Annotated in this window: 24 protein-coding genes and 1 rRNA gene; 13 read left to right on the top strand and 12 right to left on the bottom strand. The window is 65.2% G+C overall.

Features of this window, described 5'->3' with window-relative positions:
• Positions 1–62: 62 nt before the first annotated feature.
• On the bottom strand, positions 63–932 hold the full coding sequence (locus tag NH14_RS32095; protein ID WP_035533056.1) for a LysR family transcriptional regulator: 870 nt from the start codon (positions 930–932) through the stop codon (positions 63–65).
• Positions 933–1,044: 112 nt separating this feature from the next.
• On the opposite strand from NH14_RS32095, the gene NH14_RS32090 reads away from it, so the two are divergent.
• Complete coding sequence (locus NH14_RS32090; protein ID WP_035533055.1) at positions 1,045–1,983, top strand: DMT family transporter; 939 nt, start codon at positions 1,045–1,047, stop codon at positions 1,981–1,983.
• Between the two features lie 63 nt (positions 1,984–2,046).
• Here the strand turns inward: NH14_RS32090 and NH14_RS32085 are convergent, their stop codons facing one another.
• Complete coding sequence (locus NH14_RS32085) at positions 2,047–3,345, bottom strand: MFS transporter (RefSeq protein WP_035533054.1); 1,299 nt, start codon at positions 3,343–3,345, stop codon at positions 2,047–2,049.
• Between the two features lie 124 nt (positions 3,346–3,469).
• On the opposite strand from NH14_RS32085, the gene NH14_RS32080 reads away from it, so the two are divergent.
• The 8 genes from NH14_RS32080 to mdcH are packed head-to-tail and all read left to right on the top strand — an operon-like array spanning position 3,470 to position 10,604.
• A complete protein-coding gene (locus NH14_RS32080) occupies positions 3,470–4,315 on the top strand; it encodes a GntR family transcriptional regulator (protein WP_084225900.1) in 846 nt (281 codons plus the stop codon).
• The gene (gene mdcA, locus NH14_RS32075) at positions 4,299–5,990 is read left to right on the top strand and encodes a malonate decarboxylase subunit alpha (protein WP_035533053.1); all 1,692 of its coding nucleotides are present in this window, start codon (positions 4,299–4,301) and stop codon (positions 5,988–5,990) included. Before NH14_RS32080 ends, mdcA begins: the two co-directional genes overlap by 17 nt.
• 5 nt (positions 5,991–5,995) lie before the next feature.
• Complete coding sequence (locus NH14_RS32070) at positions 5,996–6,994, top strand: triphosphoribosyl-dephospho-CoA synthase (protein ID WP_237179841.1); 999 nt, start codon at positions 5,996–5,998, stop codon at positions 6,992–6,994.
• Positions 6,982–7,296: a malonate decarboxylase subunit delta gene (locus NH14_RS32065; RefSeq protein ID WP_035533051.1), complete on the top strand. Its 315-nt coding sequence runs from the start codon at positions 6,982–6,984 to the stop codon at positions 7,294–7,296. Before NH14_RS32070 ends, NH14_RS32065 begins: the two co-directional genes overlap by 13 nt.
• Entirely contained in the window at positions 7,293–8,162 is an 870-nt protein-coding gene (locus NH14_RS32060; protein WP_035533050.1) for a biotin-independent malonate decarboxylase subunit beta, read from the top strand. The genes NH14_RS32065 and NH14_RS32060 overlap by 4 nt, the downstream gene beginning before the upstream one ends.
• Positions 8,159–8,980 carry a biotin-independent malonate decarboxylase subunit gamma gene (gene mdcE / locus NH14_RS32055; RefSeq protein WP_035533049.1) on the top strand — a complete coding sequence of 274 codons (822 nt, stop codon included), beginning with the start codon at positions 8,159–8,161 and terminating at the stop codon, positions 8,978–8,980. Before NH14_RS32060 ends, mdcE begins: the two co-directional genes overlap by 4 nt.
• Positions 8,980–9,666 carry a malonate decarboxylase holo-ACP synthase gene (locus tag NH14_RS32050; RefSeq protein WP_035533047.1) on the top strand — a complete coding sequence of 229 codons (687 nt, stop codon included), beginning with the start codon at positions 8,980–8,982 and terminating at the stop codon, positions 9,664–9,666. Before mdcE ends, NH14_RS32050 begins: the two co-directional genes overlap by 1 nt.
• Positions 9,663–10,604 carry a malonate decarboxylase subunit epsilon gene (gene mdcH, locus NH14_RS32045; protein WP_035533046.1) on the top strand — a complete coding sequence of 314 codons (942 nt, stop codon included), beginning with the start codon at positions 9,663–9,665 and terminating at the stop codon, positions 10,602–10,604. Before NH14_RS32050 ends, mdcH begins: the two co-directional genes overlap by 4 nt.
• Before the next feature lie 146 nt (positions 10,605–10,750).
• Here the strand turns inward: mdcH and NH14_RS32040 are convergent, their stop codons facing one another.
• Together NH14_RS32040 and NH14_RS32035 are read right to left on the bottom strand one after the other, a co-directional pair.
• Positions 10,751–11,350 (bottom strand): alpha-ketoglutarate-dependent dioxygenase AlkB family protein, encoded by a 600-nt coding sequence (locus tag NH14_RS32040; protein WP_035533045.1) that lies wholly within the window; start codon positions 11,348–11,350, stop codon positions 10,751–10,753.
• 5 nt (positions 11,351–11,355) lie between these two features.
• Positions 11,356–11,679 carry a hypothetical protein gene (locus NH14_RS32035; RefSeq protein ID WP_035533044.1) on the bottom strand — a complete coding sequence of 108 codons (324 nt, stop codon included), beginning with the start codon at positions 11,677–11,679 and terminating at the stop codon, positions 11,356–11,358.
• Between the two features lie 457 nt (positions 11,680–12,136).
• Between NH14_RS32035 and NH14_RS32030 the strand changes: the two genes are divergently transcribed.
• Together NH14_RS32030 and NH14_RS32025 are read left to right on the top strand one after the other, a co-directional pair.
• A complete protein-coding gene (locus tag NH14_RS32030; protein ID WP_035533043.1) occupies positions 12,137–13,294 on the top strand; it encodes a metallophosphoesterase in 1,158 nt (385 codons plus the stop codon).
• Positions 13,295–13,325: 31 nt separating this feature from the next.
• Positions 13,326–14,420 (top strand): AI-2E family transporter, encoded by a 1,095-nt coding sequence (locus NH14_RS32025; RefSeq protein WP_052148461.1) that lies wholly within the window; start codon positions 13,326–13,328, stop codon positions 14,418–14,420.
• Positions 14,421–14,466: 46 nt separating this feature from the next.
• Here the strand turns inward: NH14_RS32025 and NH14_RS32020 are convergent, their stop codons facing one another.
• From NH14_RS32020 to NH14_RS32005, 4 genes are read right to left on the bottom strand one after another with little or no spacing between them, the layout of a single operon-like run.
• Complete coding sequence (locus tag NH14_RS32020; protein WP_035533042.1) at positions 14,467–15,924, bottom strand: heavy metal sensor histidine kinase; 1,458 nt, start codon at positions 15,922–15,924, stop codon at positions 14,467–14,469.
• Positions 15,921–16,619: a heavy metal response regulator transcription factor gene (locus NH14_RS32015; RefSeq protein WP_035533041.1), complete on the bottom strand. Its 699-nt coding sequence runs from the start codon at positions 16,617–16,619 to the stop codon at positions 15,921–15,923. The genes NH14_RS32020 and NH14_RS32015 overlap by 4 nt, the downstream gene beginning before the upstream one ends.
• Before the next feature lie 2 nt (positions 16,620–16,621).
• Positions 16,622–16,942 carry a hypothetical protein gene (locus NH14_RS32010; RefSeq protein ID WP_035533040.1) on the bottom strand — a complete coding sequence of 107 codons (321 nt, stop codon included), beginning with the start codon at positions 16,940–16,942 and terminating at the stop codon, positions 16,622–16,624.
• Positions 16,943–17,001: 59 nt separating this feature from the next.
• Positions 17,002–18,039 (bottom strand): LysR family transcriptional regulator, encoded by a 1,038-nt coding sequence (locus tag NH14_RS32005; protein ID WP_084225904.1) that lies wholly within the window; start codon positions 18,037–18,039, stop codon positions 17,002–17,004.
• 352 nt (positions 18,040–18,391) lie between these two features.
• Here NH14_RS32005 and NH14_RS32000 point away from each other — a divergent pair, with 352 nt between their 5' ends.
• Positions 18,392–18,643, top strand: coding sequence for a GlsB/YeaQ/YmgE family stress response membrane protein (locus tag NH14_RS32000; protein ID WP_035533039.1), 252 nt, complete (start codon positions 18,392–18,394; stop codon positions 18,641–18,643).
• A gap of 74 nt (positions 18,644–18,717) precedes the next feature.
• On the opposite strand, the gene scpC is transcribed toward NH14_RS32000, so the two are convergent.
• From scpC to NH14_RS31985, 3 genes are all read right to left on the bottom strand, one after another.
• Positions 18,718–20,247: a succinyl-CoA:acetate CoA-transferase ScpC gene (scpC, locus tag NH14_RS31995; RefSeq protein ID WP_035533038.1), complete on the bottom strand. Its 1,530-nt coding sequence runs from the start codon at positions 20,245–20,247 to the stop codon at positions 18,718–18,720.
• 200 nt (positions 20,248–20,447) lie between these two features.
• Positions 20,448–20,651 carry a hypothetical protein gene (locus tag NH14_RS31990; protein ID WP_035533037.1) on the bottom strand — a complete coding sequence of 68 codons (204 nt, stop codon included), beginning with the start codon at positions 20,649–20,651 and terminating at the stop codon, positions 20,448–20,450.
• Positions 20,652–20,790: 139 nt separating this feature from the next.
• The gene (locus NH14_RS31985) at positions 20,791–23,013 is read right to left on the bottom strand and encodes an FUSC family protein (protein WP_084225898.1); all 2,223 of its coding nucleotides are present in this window, start codon (positions 23,011–23,013) and stop codon (positions 20,791–20,793) included.
• Between the two features lie 202 nt (positions 23,014–23,215).
• Here NH14_RS31985 and NH14_RS31980 point away from each other — a divergent pair, with 202 nt between their 5' ends.
• Positions 23,216–24,223: a LysR family transcriptional regulator gene (locus NH14_RS31980; RefSeq protein ID WP_052148460.1), complete on the top strand. Its 1,008-nt coding sequence runs from the start codon at positions 23,216–23,218 to the stop codon at positions 24,221–24,223.
• Between the two features lie 141 nt (positions 24,224–24,364).
• On the opposite strand, the gene rrf is transcribed toward NH14_RS31980, so the two are convergent.
• Positions 24,365–24,478: ribosomal RNA gene (gene rrf / locus NH14_RS31975) — 5S ribosomal RNA — on the bottom strand.
• Positions 24,479–24,489: the final 11 nt, after the last annotated feature.

Below are 24,489 nucleotides of genomic sequence, written 5' to 3'. Positions count from 1 at the left end.
TCGCTATTCGAAGAATTCGAAATGGCCCGAAAAATGGAAAACGGCCGGATGTTGCGATGATATTATGCCCGTGGACGACGCACCGAAAGATCCTGAACCATCTGTTCTACGAAATAATCGCACGTAGGCCGGTTCGATTTCACGCTGCGCGCAACAACAATGTCGAGCGGCTCGATCCTGGGCAGCCCCTGCGCCTCGCCCAGAATTTCGAAGCGCGGCGGCACGCTGCAACGCGTGAGCGCCACCACTGCGATGCCCGCCTCCACTGTCGCCATCAGCCCCAACAGGCTCGCGCTGCTATAGGCCGCGCGATAGCGGATGTGCGCCGCATCGAGCGCCGCCACCGTATGCGCGCGCGCCACGCTGCCATGCTCGTACAGCCCCACCGGCAGCGGCGACATCGCGAGCGGCGCGGGATCGTCGGGCGAGCCCACCCACACCATGTCCTCGCTGCGCACGAATTCGCCGCGCAGTTTTTTATCGCGCGTGACGAAAGCGATGTCGATCTTGTTGTCCGCCAGCATCGGCCCGAGCGCCACGCTCTGCGCGCACACGATCTCGATCTCCACATGCGGATAGAGCGTCGAAAAGCGCCGGAGCACCGGCGAGAGCAGCGCGGCCATGTAGTCGTCGGGCGCGCCCAGCACCACGCGCCCCGTCACCTCCGGCCGCACCAGCGCCGACCACGCCTCTTCCTGCAGATCGAGCGCGCGCCGCGCATATTCGAGCAGCGTATTGCCGGGCCGCGTGAGCGCGAGATTGCGCGTGTCGCGCGTGAACAGCGTGGTGCCCAGCATCTGCTCCAGCCGCTTGATCTGCATGCTCACCGCGGCCTGCGAGCGATGCACGGCTACGGCGGCCTTCGTGAAGCTGCCGGCATCCGCAACAGCCGCGAAGGTGCGCAACAAGTCGAGATCGAACTCGGGATTCACGATTCATAAGTCCGGTTGATGGAATTCTTCAATTTAATTCGTTTGCCGGCACCCCGCAACTGGCGAATACTGTCCCGGTTTTCAACCGCCTTTCCATTTACCGATTCCGGCCATGCAATCCGAACTTCACACTGGCCGCCGCCAAGGCGTCGTCATGCTCGCGGGCGGCGGGCTCCTGATGGGCACGATCGGCATCTTCGTCGAAGAGGCGCGCCTTGGCGCGCTCACGCTCGTGTTCTTCCGCTGCTTCTTCGGCATGCTCGCGCTCGCTGCGTATTGCGCGTGGAAGGGCTGGCTTAGCCGAAGCCAGATCAAGCGCCAGTTCACGCGCCGCACGTTCGCGCTCGCGTTCGTCTCGGGCGTGCTGATGGTCACGCAGTGGGTGGGCTTCTTCGATTCGATTCATCGCACGAGCATCGCGGTCGCGACGGTCGTGTTTCATGTGCAGCCATTCTGGGTCGTGCTGATGGGCGCGGCGCTCTTTCACGAGCGGCTGGGCGCAGACCGGCTCGGCTGGATCGCGATTGCGTTCGCGGGCCTCGTGCTCGCCTCGGGCGTGCTCGCGGAAAGCCATGTCGCCGACCATCCGCGCTATTTGATTGGTTTGGCCGAAGCGCTGGGCGGCTCCGTGCTCTACGCGAGCGTCACGCTGATCGCGAAGAGCCTGCGCGACTTCCGCCCGCATCTGCTCACGCTGATTCAATGCGCGGTGGGGACGCTCTGCCTGCCGCTCATCGCGCCCTTCGTCGCGCCGCTCCAGTTCGCGCATATCGCGCCCGCGCAGTGGGGCTGGCTGATCGGCATGGGCGTGCTGCACACGGGGCTGTCCTATGTGCTGATTTATGGCGCGCTGCCCAAGCTCACCACGCCCGTGATCGCCGTGCTGCTGTTCGTCTATCCGCTCATGGCCATCGCCGTCGACGCCATCGTCTATGGCCGCGCGCTGAGCGCGCCGCAACTCGCAGGCATGGTGCTGATCGTGCTGGCGAGCCTCGGCGTGAATCTCGGCTGGCGCCTCGTGCCGCCGGGCCTCGTGCTCAGGCGGCGTTGAAGCGCGCCGCCCTTGCTGATATAGCGAACGCTGCCCGCTTCACAGTCCACTTCACAGCCCGCTTCACGAGGGCAGCGTCTCGCCCCTCGTCTCCGGCGCGAACGGGATGATGAGCAACCCGAGCACGAACGCGAGCGCCGTGAGGGCGACCGGCACGCCCAGCGTGTGCATATGCAGCACCGCCGCGCCCAGCAGGAAGTTCACGCCCGCCCCCACGAAGCGCCCGAACGACGTGCAGAACGCAAACGCCGTGGCGCGCACGCGCGTTTCGAACTGTTCGGGCAGCCACAAGCTGAACAGCGCGAAGTTGCCGCCGAAAAAGCCCAGCACGAACAGCAGCGCGATGAACGGCACGAGTCCGTTCTCGAGGTAATAGGCCCAGCCGAAGCTCGCCGCAATCGTCACAGCCATGCCCGCGAAATACACCGCGAGCGTCCACTTGCGCCCGATGCGCTCGGCCATCGGCGGCAGCGCGAGGCAGCCGAGAATCGTGCCGATGGAGAGAATGCCGGTCGCGATGGACGCCGTGCGGATGGCCTCGGCCTTGGTCGCGCCCGCGCGCGTCGCGAGCTGAATCACGGCGGAAGGCTCGTACACGGCGCCCGCCCACAAGCCGATGATCGCGATGGTCAGGAGCGCGCAAGCCACCACGGTACGCACACGATAAGCACTGCCGAAAATCTCGCGAAGCGGATGACCTCGATGCACGTGGCTGGCTTCGGAACGCTGCCATTTGGCCGGCTCTTCCACGCGCGTGAGCACGAGAATGGCAACCACCACCGGCACGGCACCCATGAGGAACATCGCGCGCCAGCCGAAGTGCACGCCCACCGTGTAGTTGAGCGCTGCAGCAATAAAGAACCCCGCGTAATAGCCGGTTTGCAGATAGCCAGCGCCCATCTTGCGGCGATCCTCGGGCCACGACTCGGCCACATAAGTACCCGCCAGCGCCCATTCGCCGCCAATGCCCACGCCCGCAAGAAAGCGGTAGATGCCGAGCGCCCAGACGCTTTGCGCGGTGGCCGAGAGACCCGTGAAGATCGCGAACATGAAAATCGTGCCGGCCAGCACGCGCGTGCGGCCGAAGCGGTCCGCCATGGGCCCCCAGATGAACGAGAGACCCCAGCCCACCAGAAACAGCGCGAACAGGATCGAGCCCGCGAGGCCGATGTTCGCGGGCGTGGCCGCATAGCCCGAGCGCGGCAGCAACTCGGCGAGCGCCGGCGTGAGCACCAGCGCGTAGATGAACGAGTCCATGCCGTCGAGCGTCCAGCCTGCCCAGGCGCCCCAGAAACCCACGATCTGCGAGCGGTTCAAGGGCGTTTTACGGGCGCGCTGCGCGGCCCCGGTGATCGAGTTCATAGGTGTCTCTCTCCATGAGGTTTTTGCACGCGCCGCACTACCATGACGCATGCGCTAACGACCCGCCTGGCTGCGGGTTTCCGAGGCTTTCAAATGTGTCTTTTTATATATAATATTTGATCCTATGAGCCACGCAACGGATGGTTTTCCCCTGGAAGGTCGCGCCGAGGCCGCCCAACTGCCCGCCATGCAGCCCGCCCCGCAAGGATTGCCGGGTCTGCCGGCGGCAGCGGCGCCGCGCACCAGCACGTCGCGCATGATTGCGGATGCCTTGCGCACCGCCATCGTGGAGGGCACGCTCGCGCCCGACGCACCGCTGCGTCAGGACGCAATCGCGCGCCACTTTTCAGTGAGCGCCATTCCCGTGCGGGAGGCACTGCGCCAACTCGCGAGCGAGGGCTGGGCCCGGATCGAGGTCAACAAGGGCGCGTGCGTCGCCTCGCTCTCGCGCGATGAGGCGCGCGAGATCTACGAGATCCGCTCGGCGCTCGAGAGCCTCGCGCTCGGGCTCGCAATTCCGCATCACACCGAGGCCACGCTGCGCGAAGTAAGCGCGCTGGCCGCCGCGGCCTCGCGCGAGCGCGATCCGTCGCTCTACGTAGCGCGCAACGAAGCCTTCCATATGAGCCTCTACGCGCCCGCCGGCCGCCCTCAGTTGATGGAGATGCTCGGCACCCTGCACCGCCGTGGCGAGCGCTATTTGCGCCTGAAATTCGGCTTTCCTGCCTACAAGGGCGAATCGGATGCCGAGCACACCGAGATCCTCGACGCTGTGAAGCGCCGCGACATCCCTGCCGCGCAGGCGCTGGTGGCCGCGCATCTGCTCGGCACGGGCGAATTGATCTACCGTTTCCTGACCGAGCGCGCAGCGGCGCAGCCCGCCGCCAAAAAACGGCGCGCCCGCGCTTCTTCTGCCTCTCCCGCAACACCCCGCTCACGGAGCCGAACTCCCGATGAAGCCTCAAGCTGAAACGCCCACTTCGCCCGATCTTGCCAATGCTGCGCCGCGCTCGTGGACCACGCGCCGCGATGAAAAGGCCCGCCGCCTCGCCGCCATTGCCGGCTGGCTCGAAGACGGCATCCTGCCTGCCGCGCGCACGACCGAAGCGCTGGAACTGCTGATCCGCCCCGGCGACCGCGTCGCTCTCGAAGGCGACAACCAGAAGCAGGCCGACTTCCTCTCCCGCTCGTTCGCCAAAGCCGATCCTGCGAAACTCAACAACGTTCATCTGCTGATTTCGAGCATCAGCCGCCCGGAACATCTGACGCTGTTCGAGCGCGGCATCGCGCACCGCGTGGACTTCTCGTTCGCGGGTCCGCAGAGCCTGCGCGTAGCGCAACTGCTCGAGGACGGCCAGCTCGAAGTAGGCGCGATCCATACTTACGTGGAGCTTTACGCGCGCATGTTCGTCGACCTGATTCCGCAGGTCGCGCTGCTGTGCGCGGAAAAGGCCGACCGCCACGGCAATCTGTACACGGGCCCGAACACCGAGGATACGCCCACGATTGCAGAGGCTGCCGCGTTCAGCCAGGGCATCGTGATCGTTCAGGTGAACGAAATCGTCGATGAGCTGCCGCGCGTGGACATTCCCGGCTCGTGGGTGGACGTGGTCGTGCAGGCCGACCGGCCCTTCGCGGTCGAGCCGCTGTTCACGCGCGATCCGCGCCATATCGGCGACTTGCAGGTGCTCACCGCGATGATGGCCATCAAGGGCATCTACGCGCCGTACAGCATTACCTCCCTCAATCACGGCATTGGCTTCGACACCGCCGCGATCGAGCTGCTGCTGCCCACTTACGGCGAGTCGCTGGGCCTGAAGGGCAAGATCTGCCGCAACTGGACGCTTAATCCGCATCCCACGCTGATCCCGGCCATTGAATCAGGCTGGGTCGAGAGCGTGCATTGCTTCGGCAGCGAAGTGGGCATGGAGGCATATATCGCCGCGCGCCCCGACGTGTTCTTCACCGGCAGCGACGGCAGCCTGCGCTCGAATCGCGTGCTGTGCCAGCTTGCAGGCCAGTATGGCGTCGACCTCTTTATCGGCTCGACGCTACAGATCGATGCCGACGCAAACTCGTCCACCGTCACGCGCGGGCGGCTGGCCGGCTTCGGCGGCGCGCCGAACATGGGCCACGATCCGCGCGGTCGCCGCCACGCGAGCGACGCGTGGCTCAAGCTGCTCAAGTCGGACAGCTCGCAACCCTCGATAGCGCGCGGCCACAAGCTGGTCGTGCAGCTCGTGGAAACGTGGAAGAAAGGCGGCGAGCCGACCTTCGTGGATGAACTCGACGCCATCGCCGTAGGCGAGAAAAGCGGCATGCCCATCGCGCCCGTGATGATCTACGGCGACGACGTGAGCCACGTCGTGACCGAGGAAGGCATCGTGCACCTGCATCGCGCGGAAGGCATCGATGAACGACGCGCGGCGCTTGCGGCGGTCGCGGGCGTGACGCCCATCGGCCTGCGCGCGCAGCCGCAAAAGACCGAGGAATTGCGCCGCCGTGGCATCGTTCAGTTCCCCGAAGATCTCGGCATTCGCCGCGGCGACGCGAAACGATCGCTGCTCGCGGCGCGCAGCATCGACGATCTCGTGACGTGGTCGGGTGGGCTCTATACGCCGCCCGCACGCTTTCGCAGCTGGTGAGCTCGATGCGCACGCTCTTAATGGACAGGTTGGCCGAAGGCGCAGCGGCCTCGTATAGCGCGACGCCGCGCAGCGCGTGCTCGACCGCGCTTACGCCCGAAGCGCAACTCGCGCGCTTCGCACGCGACGCGCTGATCGAGGAGGCGCGCCTCACGCCCAAGCCCGCGCTCGTGGACGCGCGCGGCAGCGGCGCGCACGTCGATCTCGATCTCGCGACGATGCTGCGTTCCGCGCACGCGCTCGAGCCTACCTTCGAGGCGCTCGCGCGCGCTTCGCGCGGCGCGACGCCGGGCCACGCGCTGCGCACCGACCTCGCACGCATTGGCCGCGCCGGCGAAGCCGCAATGATGCGTGCAACCGGCGGCAGCAATGCGCATCGCGGCGCAATCTGGATCGTTGGCTTGCTGGTTGGGGGCGCAACTATTTCGCACACACCGCCTGATGATGCGAGCCCATTCGCGCGGGGCGGCCATCCGCGGGGTGGCCATCCGCATGCCGCGCAGATTGCCGAAACAGCGGCGCGCATCGCGCGTTTCGACGACCTGCTTGCGCCCACGGTGCGGCAGCCCGCGCAAAGCAACGGCGAACGCGTGCGCCAGCGCTACAACGTAGGCGGCGCGCGGCGCGAGGCTCAGGACGGCTTCCCGCACGTAATTCACGTGGGCTTGCCCGCGCTCCACGCAGCGCGCGCGCAAGGACGCGATGAAGCGGAGGCGCGCGTGGACGCCCTGCTCGCCATCATGGCCTCGCTCGACGACACCTGCGTGCTGCATCGCGCGGGTCTCGCGGGCCGTGAGGCCGCGCAGGCGGGCGCGCAACGCGTGCGCGACGCGGGCGGGATCGCCACGCGCGCGGGCCGCGCCGCGTTCGATGCGTTAGAACGCGCGCTGCTCGCGCTCAACGCATCGCCGGGCGGCGCAGCCGATCTGCTCGCAGCGACGCTCTTTATCGACAAGCTGGTTCACCACCGCATCGGCGGGAGGACGGTTTCATGGAACAACTGACATTCGACTATCCGGCGCGGCGCGCCGTGACGACGCGCGCCCATGTGGGCGTGGTGGGCTCGGGCGATCTCGAAGTGTTGCTGCAGCCCGCCGGCGACATGCAAGCGCGCGTGGTCGTGCACACGAGCGTGGATGGCTACGGCCACATCTGGAAGAGCGTGCTCGACCGCTTCTTCACGCGCTACGACGGCGCAGCGCTCATCGAGATCAACGACTTCGGCGCGACGCCCGGCGTAGTGGCGCTGCGCCTCGCGGAAGCCGTGGAAGCCGCGCAGGACAGCGTGCAAGGAGGCAAAGCATGAGCGCAGGCATCTCAACCCTGCTGCGCGAGAGCTTCATCGAACTCTCCGCGCGCGAGCGCGCCGCCGCCGTGCTCGACAAAGGCAGCTTCCGTGAACTGCTCGGCCCGTTCGACCGCATCGAGTCGCCCTGGCTGCCGCTGCAGGGCATCGTCTGCCAGGCCGACGACGGCGCCGTGATCGCGCGCGGCACACTCGACGGCAAGCCCGCCGTGGTCTGCGCGATCGAATCGGCGTTCCAGGGCGGCAGCATAGGCGAGGTGTCGGGCAGCAAGATCGCCGCCGCGCTCGAACTCGCGCTCGCCGACTGCGAACGCGGCAAGATCGTGCGCCCCGTGGTGCTGTTCGAGACCGGCGGCGTGCGTTTGCAGGAAGCCAATCTCGGCCTCGCCGTGATCGCCGAGATCCAGTCGGCCATCGTCGCGCTGCGCCGCCACGTGCCCGTAGTCGGCGTGATTGCGGGGATGGTCGGCTGCTTCGGCGGCATGTCGCTCGCGGCGGCGCTGTGCTCGTCGCTCGTGATGACGAAGCAAGGACGCTTGGGCATGAACGGCCCCGAAGTGATCGAGCAGGAAGCCGGTATCGAGGAACTCGATTCGAGCGACCGCCGCCACGTGTGGCAGTTGATCGGCGGCGAGCAGCGCGCGCGCACCGGTTATGCCGATGCGCTCGTAGACGACGCCGTCGACGACGTGCGCGCCGCCGTGCGCGCCGCATTCGCACGCGGCATACCGCAAGCGCACCGCACCGAGCAGGTCGACGCCACGCTGGCGAAGCTCGCGCAGGTCGATCCCGCCAGCGTCGCGCCCGGCACGATGGGCACGATGTTCGAAACGCCATCGCCCCAACCACACGGAGAGCCCGCATGAGCGATACGAACTTGAGCCGGGGCGCGCTGTGGCTGCGCGCACTCGCGGGTGCGCCGAACGATGCGAGTGCGCCGTGCGTGCCCTATGCCGATGCGCCGCTCGACGGCGAGACAGCGCGCTTCATCACAGTCGCGCCCGATCCCGATAACCGATTCCCCCGCGCGCGCGACAACGTCGTGGGCCTCGAACAGGGCTGGCGTCTCGCGCAAGCCGTGCGCGGCGCGATCGACGAAGACGCCGCCCGCAGTACGCACCGCCCGATCGTCGCGATCGTCGACGTGAAGAGCCAGGCCTACGGCTATCGCGAAGAGATGCTCGGCATCCACCTCGCCTGCGCGGCCGCTGTGGACGCCTATGCGAGCGCGCGCCTCGCGGGGCATCCCGTGGTGGCGCTGATCGTCGGCCCCGCCATGTCGGGTGCGTTCCTCGCGCACGGCTATCAGGCGAATCGCATCGTCGCACTCGATGCGCCCGGCACGATGGTGCACGCGATGGGCAAGGAAGCGGCGGCGCGCGTCACGCGGCGCAGTGTCGAAGACCTCGACGCACTCGGCGAGAAGATCGTGCCGATGTCGTACTCGATGGCCTCGTTCGCGAAGCTCGGGCTGCTCGACGAATTGATCGCGGGCGTCGACGCCGATGCACCGGACGACGCGCAAATCGCGCGCGTGCGCGAGGTACTTGCGCGCGGGGTGCGCGAGGCGCGCGCGGACCGCAGCGGTCTCGCGCATCGTCTTCAGGGTGAAGCGGCGCAACGCACGCGCGCGGCGTCGATCGAAGTGCGCAAGCGGCTCGCGCAACAGTGGGACGCTAGCTGATGCGAGTGTGCGCCGCACCGCCGCTCGCGCCCGACGGGCCACGCACGGACGACGCGTGCTGGCGCCCGCACGATCTGCTGCGGCTCGCGCGCCTCACGCCCGTGCAAGACGAGCCCGCCTGGGTGCGCGAAGCCTTCGCCCGCGCGCCGTTCGCCGTTGTGCGCCGCGCCCAGGCGGCATCGGGCTTCGTGGCGGCGGGCCTGCGCGGCGGCTCGCGTGCCGAACGCTTTGGCACGTGGATCAACGTTGAGGATATCGAATCGATTGCATCACCCGAATCGCTGCTCGCGATTGAGCCTTCGTCTGCGCGCATCGCGCTTGCGGCATTCGCAGCTCTCGCGTTGTTGCGCGAGACCCCAGGCCCGCTGCGCGACTTCGTCTGGGGACCAACCGGCAGCGCCGGGTTCGAATTGGCCACGCAAGTCCCCACGCTCACCGAATCCAGTGATCTCGACCTGCTGATCCGCATGCCCCAGCGCAGGAATATGGCGACGATAGAGGCGCTCGCCGCTACGCTCGCACGCGCCGCGCAGCACGCCGGTACACGCGTGGACGCTCAGTTGGAAACACCGGCGGGCGGCGTTGCGCTCGCCGAACTCGTGCAGTTGTCGTCTGGCAAGACGCGCGTGCTCGCTCGCGCGCGCGATGGCGCACGCCTAGTCGCCGATCCGTGGCGAACGTCATGAGTCTCGCCTGCCTCTTTCCCGGCCAAGGTGCGCAAAGCCCCGGTTTCCTGCACCGGCTGGCCGAGCACGAGGTCGTGCGCGCCACGCTCGACGAAGCTTCGGCGACACTCGGCATCGACATTCTCGCGCTCGATAGCGTGCAAGCGCTGCAATCCACAGTCGCAGTGCAAATCGGTCTTGTGGTGGCTGGCGTGGCGCACGCTCGCGCGCTCGCCATGGCGGGATTGACGCCGCAGTTCAGCGCAGGCCTTTCGGTGGGTGCTTATCCTGCCGCCGTATGCTGCGGCGCGCTCGACTTCGCCGACGCCCTGCGCATGGTGAAAAAGCGCGCCGAGCTGATGGAAGCCGCGTGCCCGTCGGGCTATGGCCTCGCGGCGGTCTCGGGGCTCAGCGAGACGCAGGTGGAAGCGCTTGCCAACACAAACGCACCCGCGCGGGCCAGCGACGCGCAAATCTATGTGGCCAACGTCAACGCACCACGGCAGATCGTCGTGGCGGGCGCCGACGCCGCGCTCGAAGCGTTCGCCACGCGCGCGCTCGCTGCGGGCGCACGTAAAGTGCAACGGCTAACGGTTTCCGTTCCTTCGCATTGCGAACTATTAGCCGATGCCACCGAACAACTCGTGGCGTGGTCACGCGACATTCCGTTTCGCTCGCCCGAAGGCGTCTACGTCGACAATCGCGGCGGCCGACCGCTCCATGACGGCGATGCGATTCGCGCCGACCTCGCCACCAACATGCGCTACACGGTGCGCTGGTACGACGCGCTCACGGTCATGATCGAATCGGGGGCGACCGTGCTGGTCGAGGCGCCGCCAGGCCAGGTGCTCACCGACATCGCCCGCGAGCATTACCCGGAAGTCGCGGCATTGAGCGCGGCCACGCTGCCGCTCGACCGGCTCGCGGCTACGGTGCGGCGGCGACTGGGCGTGGATTAAGGGCGATCAGGCTGTCTGCGGCTGTCAGTCGGCGAATAAAATATTTATGCGCATAAAGTTGAATTTGATTTTTAGCGCGGCATTCTCTGACAGAGCAAAATTTCGGCGAAGCCGCATGCAACTCCATGCAAAATACGCCAACACCCCTACTTCTTGCGCAATTCCGGCATCACCACGCGAAACGTCAGGTTCACCCGCTCGCCGCCGACTGCGGGTTCTTTGGGCACCCGGTGACGCCACTGCGCCTGCGTCTTGCCGCGCATCACGAGCAGACTGCCGCCCACCAGCTGGAACGAGCGCGTCACGCCAGTCGCGTTGTGGCGCAGGTCGAAGCGCCGCGTTGCGCCGAGGCTCAGCGAGGCAATCACGGGCTCCGGGCCGAGCTCAGGTTCGTGGTCGGCGTGCCAGCCCATGCTGTCGGTGCCGGTGCGGTAGCGGTTGAGCAGCACGCTGTTGAAGCGCGCGCCGCAAAGCCCGGCAATCGCGTCGCGCAGTTCGGCCACGGCCGGCGTCCACGGCTGCGGCACATTGCGGATTCCCGAATAAACATAGACGGCGCCGGGGTCGCCCTGCCATGCAGTCAACCGCGGCTGGTCGACCCAGCCGCCCGGCGTGCGGATGCGCTCCTGGCGCCAGTCAGTTTCGGCGACGATGCGCGCAAGCCACTCGGCCGCCGCCGTGGGCGCGAGCCACGCGGGATGCCAGTCGACGTCGGGTTGCGGAGTATCGTCGAAGAGATCGAACATCGGCCTCAGGTCAACAGCGCGATATAGAACACCACCGCGCCAATGAGCGCGCCGACGAAACAAAAGCCTTCGGGCGATTCATCGGTCGTGCGCGAGCGCAGCCACGCCCCCGCCACGCCGAAGAGCCCAGCGATGCCCAGCGCGACGAATACCATCACGACGTCGAATAGCGCGCTGCGGCCGAGTTCGAGGATGTCGACGCGCCGCACCGCGAAATACAGCGCCACGGCCATGATCGACAGCACGACCATCGGCAGCATGACGTGACTACCCTCGCGACCCACATGATGACCATGAAGCCCTTGCACGTTCGGCCTGGTAATTTTCATGACCGTCTCCCCAGAGCGCCCGAAACCGCGCGGGCCTCGATTCGAGCATAGTCCATCGATCAGGCCACTTCAATGAACGTTTAATAGCATTCACGGGCCCTCGAGAAAATAGTGCGACGGCAGCCCGAGGTTGGCAATCCAGGGTTATGCCGCAGCGCCACACTCGACTCGCCGGACTGTCGCGCATGCCTGCGATGCGCGTTGCTGCAATGCGCCTATGTCGCGCCCTGTAACGCCGCACTGAGCCCCGCCACACTCCGGCACGAACCCTGCGCTGCCGGTAAAATGCGACGATTGCACGAGCGGCGCGTCCGCACAAACCGTGGTGCGGGCCATGCGATCCGCGCTGCCAGCCGCGCGCTGCAGCGCAGCGGGTGTCCGCGCCTGCCGCTCCGTGGGACTGAGATGTCCAACCTGGTTACTAGCGCTGCTTACCTGCGCCACGTATTGGCCCGACATGCCCCGACTTTCGTTTCTGCTCCGCTTCATTTCCATAGGCGTCCTATTGCACGTCTATGTCGGCTTCCGGCTGATTCCCGACCTGCCCGTGCCCGCCGCGGGCAAGTGGCTCGCCGTGCTGTGGCTCGTGCTTTCCGTGGTGGTGATTCCGCCCGGCATGCTCGCGCGCCGCTTCAAGCGCCAGCCGCTCGGCGACCGCCTCGCATGGACCGGCATGCTCGCGATGGGATTTTTCTCGTCGCTGCTCATGCTGACGATCGCGCGCGATCTCGTGCTCGCCTCGCTCATGACCATCGATTCGATCTGGCCGCACAGCATCGATCTCGCGCACTGGCGCACGGGCAGCGCCGCCGCCGTCGTCGCGCTCGCGTTCTGCTCCAGCGCATTCGGCTTTTTCAACGCGCGGCGGCGCGCGCGCGTGCGCGACGTCGACGTGCCGATACGCGGGCTGCCCGCCGCGCTCGACGGCTTCACGATCGTGCAGTTGAGCGACATCCACGTCGGGCCCACCATCAAGCACGACTACGTGGATGCGATCGTGCGCGCCGTGAACCAGCTCGACGCCGACGTGGTCGCCATCACGGGCGATGTCGTGGACGGCAGCGTGCAGCACCTCTCGAATCACACCGCGCCGCTCGGCAGGCTCGCGGCGAGTCACGGCGTCTTTCTCGTCACGGGCAATCACGAGTACTACTCGGGCGCCGATGCGTGGGTCGCCGAGTTCCGGCGCATCGGCCTCACGGTGCTGATGAACCAGCATGTGGTGATCGAGCACGGCGACGCGCGCCTCGTGCTCGCGGGCGTGACCGACTACACCGGCGGCAACTTCGATCCCGCGCATCGCAGCGATCCGCAGGGCGCCTTGCGCGGCGCGCCGGCAGAAGTGAACATACGCGTCCTGCTCGCCCATCAGCCGCGCACCGCGCATGCCGCCGCCGATGCGGGCTACACGCTGCAGTTGTCGGGCCACACGCACGGCGGGCAGATTTTCCCGTGGAATTTTCTCGTGCGGCTGCAGCAGCCGTTCACGGCCGGCCTCGAAAAGCTCGGCAGCCTGTGGGTCTACACGAGCCGCGGCACGGGCTACTGGGGGCCGCCCAAGCGGCTCGGCGCACCTTCGGAAATCACGCGCGTGCGGCTCGTCGGCGTTCGCTGAGCCTGACTGGAACACAAGGAATTCACTGCTCATGGATGGCAACAAGCACCTCCACCAGACCGCGTTCTATCTGTTGCTCTTCGTCGTCTCGATTGCGCTGTGCTTCGTACTCGCGCCGTTTTTCAGCACCGTGATGTGGGGCGCGATACTCGCGCTGATCTTCCAGCCCGTGCAGCGCCGCATCGTTGCGCGCCTCGGGCGGCGGCGCAATCTCGCCGCGCTCATCACGCTGACGATCTGTCTGGTCATCGTGATCTTCCCGCTCACGCTCGTGGCGGGCACGTTGATACAGCAGGTGAGCTACGCCTATGCGCAGGTGCGCTCGGGCAGTCTCGACTTCGGCGCGTACTTCAGCCAGATCGTGCATGCGCTGCCGCAGTCGCTGCAAAATCTGCTCGCACGCTACGACCTGATGGACCTGCCCGGCCTTCAGCAGCGCCTTTCCGCAGGCGCCGCGCAAATCAGCCAGTTCATCGCCACGCGCGCGCTAAGCGTCGGGCAAATCACGGTGCAGTTCATGGTGAGCTTCTGCGTGATGCTCTACATGTTCTTCTTCCTCGTGCGCGATGGCCGAGAAATTTCCCGGCTCGTGCGCGACGCCATTCCGCTCGACGAATCGCACAAGCAGCATCTGATCCGCAAGTTCACGACCGTGATCCGCGCGACCGTGAAGGGCAATGTGGCCGTGGCGTTCGTGCAGGGCGCACTGGGCGGCATCGCGCTCTGGGTGCTCGGGATTCAGGGCGCGCTGCTGTGGGGCTTCGTGATGATGCTGCTGTCGCTGCTGCCGGCGGTAGGCGCGGCGCTCGTGTGGGTGCCCATTGCGCTCTACTTCATCTCGACAGGCGCAATCGCGAAGGGCATCGGCCTCACGCTGTTCGGCACGCTCGTGATCGGCACCGTGGACAATGTGCTGCGGCCCGTGCTGGTGGGCAAGGACACACGCCTGCCCGACTGGGTCGTACTGATTTCGACGCTGGGCGGCATCTCGCTAATGGGCATCAACGGCTTCGTGATCGGGCCGCTGATTGCCGCGCTCTTCATCAGTTGCTGGGACCTGCTGCGCCGCGACCAGCACCACCACGACCGCGTCGACAGTCAGCCGGCGGACGACGATCCGGTCTAGCGCCTGACGTCTAACGTCTGGCGGCGCGAAACGGCGCTGCACTTGCTCACGGCGACACGTGCAACGGCAGCCCCGCGCGCCCCTGGCGCGCGGCATCGGGCGCAACGGACGCATTAGCCGCCGCGTCGCCCAGCGCTGCACCCACATGCGCGGCCACCGAGAAGCCAAACGTATTGACACCGTTCGCACTGCGCACGAATACCGTACCGCCGTGCATCTCGGCCACCGCCTTGACGATGGAAAGCCCGAGGCCGTGGTTCTCGTGGCTATTCGAGCGCGCTTCCTGAATGCGGTAGAAGCGGTCGAAAATATGTTCGCGCACCACGGGGTCGAGCGGCTCGCCAGGATTCGACACGGCGATTTCCACATGGCCATTCTGCGGCGCGATAGTCGACTGCAGCACGGTTCCGGGTGGCGAGTGCTGGATCGCGTTCACGAACAGATTGCTCATGGCGCGGCCGATCAGCGAGGTATTCACCCACGCGTGCGCATCGCCTCGCACCTGTACGCTCAACTGCGCCTCTTCCAGCGGGATCTCCAGGAACTCCAGCATGCGCTCGACCTCGGCGCGCAGCGAAACCTCCGTAAGCTCGGTCGCGCGCTCGCCGCGATCGCTGCGCGACAGGAACAGCATGTCGTTGACGATCACGCGCAATCGTTCGAATTCCTCAAGATTGGATTGCAGCGTCTGCTGCAACTGCACGACCGAGCGGTCGCGCGTGAGCGCCACCTGGGTCTGGCCGATCAGGATGCTCACGGGCGTGCGCAGTTCGTGCGCGACGTCGGCGTTGAACGATTCGAGGCGATCGTAGGCCTTGTCGAGCCGCTCCAGCGCACCATTGAATGAAGTGGCCAGTTCATGCAATTCTTTGGGCAATTCGCCGGCATGCAGCCGCTGGCGACGGTTCGAGGGGCTCAGTTGCGCCGCCTCGCGAGAGAGCCGCGTAAGCGGCGCGAGACCGAAGCGCGTAACGGCGCGACTCAGCAGCGCCACTGCAATGGTCGAAAGCACGATCAGCACGCCAAGCGCGATGCCAAAGCGCCTCAACATGCTTTCCGTGCGCATGCAATCGCTCGCCACCACGAGCTTCACTTCGGGGCGCTCGCCGTTCGCGGGGAGCGTCATGCTCGTGACGATCAAGTCGTAGTTGTAGCCCGCCGGCCGCACGAGCCGATAGTTCGGCCCGACATCTCCGGTGATCTTGCCGGCGATGGGCGCGCCGAAGCGAAAGCGCGGATCGGCCGCTTCCACGTAGTAGTGCATGCGGCTGTCCGCGGGCGAGAGGTCGTGAAGTTTCTCCTGCACGAACGCCCACTTCTTCACATCCGATGCGTGCGTAACGATCAGGCCCGCGATGCGCGCCCGCGCGTCGAGCGTTTCGCGCAACTCGTTGAAGAGCTGATGCTGCATCAGCAAGAACAGCCCCGTGCCGGTGAGCGTGAATACGATGAGCGAGACCGCTGCGAACATCGCCGAAAGCCGCAGCGAGATCGAGCGCTTCATGACACCTGGCCTCCGTCCTCGCGCGCCTCGCGCATTTCGAGCACGTAACCCATGCCGCGTATCGTATGCAGCAGCTTGGACGCGTGCGGACCGTCGAGCTTCGCGCGCAGCCGCTTGATAGCGGTTTCCACCACGTTGGCATTGCTCTCGAAGTTCACGTCCCACACGAGCTCCGTGATGAGCGTCTTCGAGAGAATCTCGCCGCGCCGCCGCGCGAGCACCGAAAGCAGCTGAAACTCCTTCGCGGTGAGATCGAGCCGCACGCCGTCGCGCGTCGCGCGTCGGCTGATGAGGTCCACCTGAAGATCGCCCACGCAAACGAACGTGGACTCCTGAACCCGCGCGCGGCGCGTGAGCGCGCGCAAGCGCTCGACGAGTTCGAGAAACGAGAACGGCTTGGTCAGATAGTCGTCGGCGCCGTCGCGCAGACCGTGTACACGGTCGTCCACGCGGTCGCGCGCGGTCAGCATAATCACCGGCGTCTCCTTCTTCGCGCGCACCGCGCGCAGCACGCCGAAGCCATCGAGCTTCGGCAGCATCACGTCGAGCACGATCACGTCGAAGTCATACTCCGTCGCCATCCACGCGCCCTCTTCGCCGTCCATCGCCACGTCGACGACCCACCCCTGCTCGCTCAATCCGCTGCGCAGGTACTCCACGACCTTGCGCTCATCCTCGATCACCAATACTTTCATCGTCATCCTCCTCTTCGCGCGGCGCCGGACGACGCCTCGCGGCAAGGGCCCGCGCTACAGGCGCCACTGGGCATCCGCGCCAGATATTCCGCTGTGGCAGGCTGCTGACCATGAATCTGCGCCTCCTTGCGTTCGCTGGCAAGCGGTTGCTGCCGCCTGAGGCTGGCAGGATGGCGCGCGTTCATCACGTCCATCACGTTGGAGACGATCGTGCGGGTCGCACCGACACCCAGCATCACCGCGACAACGATCACCGCAACGCGCGCGCTTGCCGGCCCGCACACGCCCTGGAAGATCCATGTTTTGCTCGCTGTTCGCGTCAACGTGAGGGGACGATTGCTGCTCGGATTGGCTCATGTCTTCGCCAGGTAACGCGTTGTATTTAATTCACGAGCCGCAAGTGCTCGACTTCATGCCCTTCGTGCACTCCGTGCGCCTGGCGCGCCTCGCGCAGACGCGCGCGCGCCGTAGCGCGCTGACGTTGCGGCACATCGCAGGCCGCAAGCGATGCTTCCTGCTCGGCCAGCACTGCCGGCACCTTCTCGCGCAGGAACTCCACGAACGTGCGGATCTTTGCGTCCAGATAACGGCGCGACGCATAGAGCGCGTAAATGTTGAGCTTTTGCAGACGTTGCGTGGGCAGCACGCGCACGAGCGAGCCATCGGCGAGACCCGGCAGCGCCACCGGCACCGGCAGCGGGCCGATGCCCATGCCCTCGCGTATGGCGAGCGCGAGCGCTTCGGGATTGTTCACCTGGAACGGCGTCACGCCGGTATGGCGGAATGTTTCCCCGTGCGGTCCCTCCGAAACCCATTGGCCCACGGGCAGGCTCGCATCGGTCAGATGCAGGCAGGTGTGCGCCTCGAGATCATCGAACGAGCGCGGCTCACCGTGCGCACGCAAATATGCAGGCGACGCGCACAGAATGGCCGCGGTGCTACCCAGTTGCTGCGAGATCAGCGCCGAATCTCCGAGCTCGGCGGCCACCACCACAGCCACGTCGAAGCCCTCCTCGATGATGTCGGGCATCTGCTGCGCGATGGTCAGATCGACGGCGACATCGGGCAAATGCTGCTGGTAGCGCGCGATCAACGGCATGACATAATGCTGACCGAAACTCGTGCCGCCATAAACGCGCAGCTTGCCCGCCGGATTCCCCTGCGCGTCGGCCGCTTCGGATTCCGCCTGTTCGATATCGGCAAGAATGCGTTTGCAGCTTTGCAGATAGCGCTCGCCCGCCTCGGTCAGCGACATGCGCCGCGTGGTGCGGTTCAACAGACGCGCGCGCAGCCGCGACTCGAGGTCCGTGACGGCGCGCGAAACCTGCGCGGTCGTCATCGACTCGCTCACGGCAGCGCGCGTGAAGCTGCCCGATTCCACCACCCTCACGAAGACCCGCATGTTGCGCAGCGTATCCATCAGCGACTCCTGGCCCATTGCACCATCGATAACGCCAGTCTCGCTGCCAGGCCGTGACCCCATGCTGACCTGTACATGGCAGCCGCGCCAGCTTGGGGAGCCGCTTTGTCCTCGCGGATGATCCTCGGCGCCCACTCCGCACCGCGGCCCGCTCCATCACGCGACGCGGGGCATCCTGCACGGCACGCATTCCTTACGAATACATTTCGCTTTCGTTGCGGTTTTTGAAACGCTCCGCCGCTGAAACCCAAGACTGTCAATTCTGGCCTGGTTTCATGGACTCGACCCTATCCATGGACTAAGCTCCATTTTGTTGTGTTTTATTGTTCACACCAACGAGAGAGGTCCTCCTATGCAACACGGCATCATCGCGTGGCTCATCATCGGCGCAGTCGCTGGCTGGCTTGCCGGGCTGCTCGTCAAGGGCGGCGGCTTCGGTTTGATCGTCGATATCATTGTCGGGATCGTCGGGGCTTTTATCGGTGGCTGGCTCGCGGGCCTGCTCGGGATCCACATCGGCGGCGGCATGATCAGCTCGATCATTACGGCCATTGTCGGCGCGGTCATCCTGCTCTTCATCATCAGGCTGTTCCGAAGGGCGTAGCGATTCGCGGTCGCCAATAAAAAGGCGGGAGCACCATCGCTGGTGCTCCCGCCTTTTTGTTCGAGCGTCGAGGCTTATGCGCCGCTGGCGACGAGGCCACCCGTTCGATCGGGAAGCATCGAACCGGTCTCGTTGAAGCGCAGGTGCATTTCATACGCCCTGGCGAGATTGTGGGGCGTCTGGCCGCCGATCTTCAGCGCGTCGTCATGGTAGTCGCGCAGCAGATCGCGATAGAGCGGATGCGCGCAGCGATCGATGATCAACTTCGCGCGCTCGCGCGGCGCGAGGCCACGCAGGTCCGCAAGGCCCTGCTCGGTGACGATCACATCCACATCGTGCTCGTTGTGGTCGACGTGCGGCACCATCGGCACGATGCTGGAGACGCGGCCGTCCTTCGCAATGGCCTTGGTCGCGAAGATCGCGCACGAGGCATTGCGCGCGAAATCGCCCGAGCCGCCAATGCCGTTCATCATGTGCGTGCCGCCCACATGCGTGGAATTCACGTTGCCGTAGATGTCACATTCGAGCGCCGTGTTCAGCGCGATGAGTCCGAGGCGGCGAATCACTTCCGGATGGTTGCTCACTTCCTGCGGACGCAGCACGAGCTTGTCGCGATAGCGGTCAAGATCGGCGAGTACCTGAGCCTGACGCGGCGCCGAGAGCGTCATGGACGCCCCCGAAGCGAACACCATCTTGCCCGCATCGATCAGGTCGAAGGTGGAATCCTGAAGTACTTCGGAGTACATCGTAAGTGCTTCGAACGGCGAATTAACGAAACCCGAGAGCACCGCATTCGCGATCGTACCGATGCCGGCCTGCAGCGGCGGCAACTGCGCACTCATGCGACCGTGCTTTACTTCGTGCTTCAAGAACTCGATGAGGTGGCCAGCGATGCGCGCGGTTTCCTCGTCGGCGGGCAGCACGGTCGACGGGCTGTCCGCTTCGTTCGTGATAACGATGGCGGCGATCTTCTCGGGCGGAATGTCGATGATGGACGTGCCCACGCGATCGTGCGGATGCAGGATGGGCAGCGGATCGCGATGCGGGCGGCGGCCCGGAATCCACACGTCGTGCAGGCCTTCGAGCGCAAGCGGCTGGGCGAGATTGAGTTCGACGATCACCTTCTCCGCGAGAATCGCGAAGCTTGCCGAGTTGCCCACCGAGGTCGTGGGGACGATGCCGCCCGTTTCGGTAATCGCAGCGGCCTCGATGATCGCGAGGTCGAGCTTGCCAAGCAGGTTCGCACGCAGCATCTCGACGGTCTCGGAGAGATGCTGATCGACGAACATGACTTCGCCGCGATTGATGGCGCGGCGCAATGTGGTGTCCACCTGGAAAGGCAAACGACGCTCGAGCACGCCGGCTTCGGTCAACATGCGGTCCACGTCATGGCCGAGCGAGGCGCCCGTCATCAGCGTGATGCGCAGCGGCTCCTGCTCTTCGCGCGCGCGGCGCGCCAGTTCGATGGGCACGGCCTTCGTGTCGCCCGCGCGCGTGAAGCCGCTCGCGCCGACACGCATGCCGTTGCGCACGAGCTTTGCCGCCTCGGCAGCCGAAGTGATTTTCCCGCGCAACGCGGCACAACGAATACGGTCTTCGTACATCAAAGTCTCCACTGACTACCGGAAAACTACTGGAAATGCCACGTGCCCTTTGCAGGTCTCGTTTCGGTGGCGTTGCTTTACGGTTTCTGCAATAACCTTTTGCAGTCACCATGCGCAAAGCCGCGGGCCTGATGCGAAGGCGCCGCGGCAAGGAATTCAAGCTGGCGCCCCGCTCATTCATGGCGGGCGGTCACTCGATCTCAGCTACCGAAATAGAGGGTGCAAAAGCTGGCCGGACCGACGCATTCGTCTTTCTTTGCCGGCTTTGCGGTCTGATTGACAGGCTGCGCTGCGCTTTGCGCGACCTGCTGAGGGACGCTCGGCTCCGATGCTTCATTCTGTGCAAAGGCGGACGCGGCGGCAAACAACGAGCAGGCAACAACAGCGAACTTCAGGGACTTCATTTCACTCTCCAGTGCTAACGGTTACTGCGAAGCAGTGATGTGACTATATGACCCGGATCCGGAGCGATTAAGAGGGCGAGATGGAAGGCATATTTCCAGACTGCAGCAAGATCGCGTACCTGTCGGCCGGATTGCCGGTTCAAGGTGTTTTTGTGCGGAACGAGGGGCGAGAACGACGGCCGCGCGCCTGGCGCGCGAGTGCGGTCAGCGGTGCATCGCGGTCGATGAGCGCGCTGTGAATGAAATGCAAATGGCTCAAGATTCGCTGCGCGTCGTGTCGGCGCTCACGGTCATGGTGAACGCCGGGAAGCGCTTCCTGAGCGATCCGTATGGCCGCTCGCACCGATGCAAGCGCACGCTTCAGCGGCGCTGGACCAGGGTCCTCGAAAAGCCGCGCGATATCGTCAAGCATCTGATCGAGACCCGCTTGCCATCCACGCCCGGCCGTCTCGAGCCATGTGGCGCGTTGCGCCTCGTGTCGCAAATCGATCACGGCATGCCCCACTTCGAGCGTGATCAGCATCCAGCGCATCGCGCGCCGGTGCGCTTGCTTGCGGCCATTGAGGAGCAGCCGCAACTGGTGCATGAGGTCGTGCGTACCCGACTGGAACTGCTGGCCGAGTCCTTGCGGCTCGCCACGGCAGGCAAGCTGGACCTGAGCGCGCAGCGCCACGCACATGCGCTCGACGAGCCAGCTCATATGCGGAGGGAAGACCACAGCGAACGCCAGCGCGGCCACGATCATCGCCAGCACGACCGCGACACCGTTATTGATCAGCAGATCGGGCGTGTAGACGATCACGTTGTCGGGACCGGCGAGCAGGCACAGAAACACCGAAAATCCGACGCCGAAGCCGGCGATGCGCGGACGCGTCGCGAAGAATGCTCCCAGTGCGAGCAACGGCGCGAGCGCGACGCAGAGCAGTGGAAATCCGTCGACGTTCGGATACACGTAGCAGGTGAGCAGATAACCAACGAGCGCGGCGCAGCCCGCACCCGCCGCCATCTGAAACGCCATGCGGGTAGCGCGCGGCGCAGACGAGGTAAGCGCACAGGTGAGGGCGGCGGCAATCATTGCGAGGCCGCCGCTCGGCCAGTCGGTCTCCACCCAGAACCAGCCAAGCGCCGCGACCACTACGGCCGTGCGCATGAAGGTGAACCCCACCACATACCAGCTCGTGCGCGGTACATAGCGTGTCATGCGCGGCTCGGGCGGCAGACCCGCCTGCGTGAGCGACGCCCACGTACTACTGTAACGGGCCATTTCAGCCGTGAAGCGGTAGAGCAGTTCAGCGGAGGTGTCGAAGTCTTGCAGCGCATCAGGCGCACCTGTTTCAAGCGACCGACGCGTTTCGCGCACACGGCGCGGCAGTGTGTGCATGAACGACGCCAGGTCTTGCGCGATACGCAACGCGTACGCGCGATCAGCTTCGTTCTGACGAGGACGTTGCGCAAGCAACGCCGCAAGCTCGCTGAAATACGGACCAAGCGGCGCGATGGCTTCGTTGTTCCTGCGCAGACGTCGTTTCAACTGGCGCAGCGCGTGCAGGCGCGCGCAGACGTCCATGAACTCGCCGTTCAGACGCGCGAGCAACTGGCTGTGCGCGCGCATCGTCGGATCCTCGAAAAATGAGAAAGCGCGCGTGGCCTCGAAGCCAACGATCTCGTCGACGAGTGTCGCGAATCGCCCTTCAAACGCGCCTCTTTCCAGACTGCCGGACAACACAAGCGCAGCGAACGCAGTAAAATTGATATAGCGAGCGCGTAAGGTGCGCTCGAGCAACGAGCCCGATTGTCGGGGCACGATAACGGCGCTGATCACCCCCGAGCACAGAATCCCAACGGCTACTTCAGCCCCGCGCCCGAGCGCGGCAAGAAAGAGCCCATCAGGCTGCGTCACGAGCGGAATGCCGATCAGCGCAGCGGTATAGCCGGCCAGCACGAAAGCGTACCAACGAAAATGTCGATTACGCATGGCGGCTGCGGTACACGCAGCCACCCACCCCGTCATCCCGAGTATGTAAAGCTCGGGTTGCTGGATAAAGACGGCCCCCAACACCACCGCCGCGACCATGCCTACCGCGGTGCCCACGATGCGGTAAACGCTCTTCGCGAACACCATGCCGGAAAGCGGTTGCATCAGTACGAACACCGTCGTCATTGCAATGCGCGGTTGAGGCAAATCGAGCCGCATCGCAATGCCCATGGCGAGCAGTCCTGCCACGACTGTTTTCAGCAGATGCAGCCAGATTGCTCCATCGCTGCTCTGCCAGTCTCTCAAGCCGCGCCGGGCGGCTCGCCATATGATTTCGCCGCGACGACGCGGGGTTATCGCTCGATGTATCGCTGGCTGGCGGTTCATTTAAAACAGCGCGCTACGCTCGGATTGTTACGAAGAATGCCGTCGCGAATCGGGTCGGCAGGCGCCGATTGTAGGAGCCTCAGTTGAGCGAATTAACGGTACGGGTGGGGAACATCCGTTCCAGATCACTCAACAATGCCGGAGCCCGCGAGGCGGACAATATTGTTTTCGTGCCGAACAAGAAGTTCTCTAAGAAGGTCTGATGGATACGCTACAAAATATGCGGGTGTTTATCCGCGTTGTCGAAGCCGGCAGTTTCACCGCCGCAGCCCAGTCGCTCGACTCGACCACGGGTGCCATGTCGCGCGCGGTCTCGGAGCTGGAAGCGCATTTGCGCACGCGGCTGCTGAACCGCTCGACGCGCCGGCTCGCACTCACGCCCGCCGGTGAACGCTATCTGAAACGCTGCTCGCAGATTCTCGCAGACGTCGACAGCGCCGAGGAAGAGGCCAGTTGCGCCCACGAGCGTCCTGCTGGCGCATTGCGTATGCACAGCTTCGCGAGCATTGGGCAACAGTACGTGCTGCCCGCGATCTCGCGCTATCGCGCTTTGCACCCTGAAGTGACGGTCGAGCTTACGCTTTCGCAACGCATGCCCGATCTGTTCGAGGGCAGCAGTGATGTGTCAGTCGTGACCGCGGCTTCGCTGCCGAACTCCGATCTCGTCTCGCATCAACTGGGCTCGTCCTGCAGCATCCTGTGTGCGTCGCCCGCTTATGTGCATACGCACGGTGCGCCGCGCACGCCTGCGGATCTCGCGCATCATGACTGCCTGATTCTCAAGACGCCGACAGCGCCCGCGCATATATGGGTGCTTGAAGGCCCGGAAGGCAGCGTCGAGATGCAGGTAGACGGGCCCGTTCAGGTGAACATCGCCGAGTCGCTTGCAGTGGCGATTCGTGAGGGAATGGGCATCGGCATGCTGCCGGTGTATGCGGCGATAGAAGGCCTGCGCAACGGCACGCTCGTGCGCGTGCTGCCTCACCACATCCTGCAGAAAAACCACGTGTATGCGCTGTATCCGTCGCGCAAATTCGTGGATGCGAAGACCAAGACCTGGGTGGAATTTCTGCGCGCACATCTCCCGGAGGTGATCGCTCGCGATATGGCGTTGCTCGAGGAGCTCACGCAGGAACAGCTTGCCGATGCCGCCGCAATTTCGACACCCGATGCGCGCGCCGCAGCGCATCCGGCCAAAGCCGCGCAGTGAAACGCAGTTGTCCGAATGAGGAAACAAAACAGCCGTCCATGTGACGGCTGTTTTTTCTTGTAGCTATTTTCCACGCGCGTAAACGCCAGAACCCCGGCGCTCATGGTGAGCCACCGGGGTTCTGGACATACTGCATAAGGAGCCTGACGATTACCTACTTTCACACGGGCAATCCGCACTATCATCGGCGTGGAGCTGTTTCACGGTCCTGTTCGGGATGGGAAGGGGTGGGACCAGCTCGCTATGGTCATCAGGCATGACGGGTT

Source organism: Paraburkholderia sacchari (assembly GCF_000785435.2).
GTDB classification, from domain to species: Bacteria; Pseudomonadota; Gammaproteobacteria; order Burkholderiales; family Burkholderiaceae; genus Paraburkholderia; species Paraburkholderia sacchari.
The sequence above is the reverse complement of the archived record's forward strand: the minus strand, read 5'-3'. Positions and strand labels throughout refer to the sequence as shown.

Coding starts and splice junctions, on each gene's coding strand:
- NH14_RS32030 (WP_035533043.1), top strand. CDS start 12,137: ATGCCCCGACTTTCGTTTCTGCTCCGCTTCATTTCCATAGGCGTCCTA.
- NH14_RS32090 (WP_035533055.1), top strand. CDS start 1,045: ATGCAATCCGAACTTCACACTGGCCGCCGCCAAGGCGTCGTCATGCTC.
- NH14_RS32070 (WP_237179841.1), top strand. CDS start 5,996: ATGCGCACGCTCTTAATGGACAGGTTGGCCGAAGGCGCAGCGGCCTCG.
- NH14_RS31990 (WP_035533037.1), bottom strand. CDS start 20,651: ATGAAGTCCCTGAAGTTCGCTGTTGTTGCCTGCTCGTTGTTTGCCGCC.
- NH14_RS32085 (WP_035533054.1), bottom strand. CDS start 3,345: ATGAACTCGATCACCGGGGCCGCGCAGCGCGCCCGTAAAACGCCCTTG.
- NH14_RS32060 (WP_035533050.1), top strand. CDS start 7,293: ATGAGCGCAGGCATCTCAACCCTGCTGCGCGAGAGCTTCATCGAACTC.
- NH14_RS31985 (WP_084225898.1), bottom strand. CDS start 23,013: ATGAACCGCCAGCCAGCGATACATCGAGCGATAACCCCGCGTCGTCGC.
- mdcH (WP_035533046.1), top strand. CDS start 9,663: ATGAGTCTCGCCTGCCTCTTTCCCGGCCAAGGTGCGCAAAGCCCCGGT.
- NH14_RS32020 (WP_035533042.1), bottom strand. CDS start 15,924: ATGAAGCGCTCGATCTCGCTGCGGCTTTCGGCGATGTTCGCAGCGGTC.
- NH14_RS32065 (WP_035533051.1), top strand. CDS start 6,982: ATGGAACAACTGACATTCGACTATCCGGCGCGGCGCGCCGTGACGACG.
- NH14_RS31980 (WP_052148460.1), top strand. CDS start 23,216: ATGGATACGCTACAAAATATGCGGGTGTTTATCCGCGTTGTCGAAGCC.
- NH14_RS32040 (WP_035533045.1), bottom strand. CDS start 11,350: ATGTTCGATCTCTTCGACGATACTCCGCAACCCGACGTCGACTGGCAT.
- NH14_RS32005 (WP_084225904.1), bottom strand. CDS start 18,039: ATGGATACGCTGCGCAACATGCGGGTCTTCGTGAGGGTGGTGGAATCG.
- NH14_RS32050 (WP_035533047.1), top strand. CDS start 8,980: ATGCGAGTGTGCGCCGCACCGCCGCTCGCGCCCGACGGGCCACGCACG.
- NH14_RS32025 (WP_052148461.1), top strand. CDS start 13,326: ATGGATGGCAACAAGCACCTCCACCAGACCGCGTTCTATCTGTTGCTC.
- mdcA (WP_035533053.1), top strand. CDS start 4,299: ATGAAGCCTCAAGCTGAAACGCCCACTTCGCCCGATCTTGCCAATGCT.
- NH14_RS32015 (WP_035533041.1), bottom strand. CDS start 16,619: ATGAAAGTATTGGTGATCGAGGATGAGCGCAAGGTCGTGGAGTACCTG.
- NH14_RS32035 (WP_035533044.1), bottom strand. CDS start 11,679: ATGAAAATTACCAGGCCGAACGTGCAAGGGCTTCATGGTCATCATGTG.
- NH14_RS32000 (WP_035533039.1), top strand. CDS start 18,392: ATGCAACACGGCATCATCGCGTGGCTCATCATCGGCGCAGTCGCTGGC.
- mdcE (WP_035533049.1), top strand. CDS start 8,159: ATGAGCGATACGAACTTGAGCCGGGGCGCGCTGTGGCTGCGCGCACTC.
- NH14_RS32080 (WP_084225900.1), top strand. CDS start 3,470: ATGAGCCACGCAACGGATGGTTTTCCCCTGGAAGGTCGCGCCGAGGCC.
- scpC (WP_035533038.1), bottom strand. CDS start 20,247: ATGTACGAAGACCGTATTCGTTGTGCCGCGTTGCGCGGGAAAATCACT.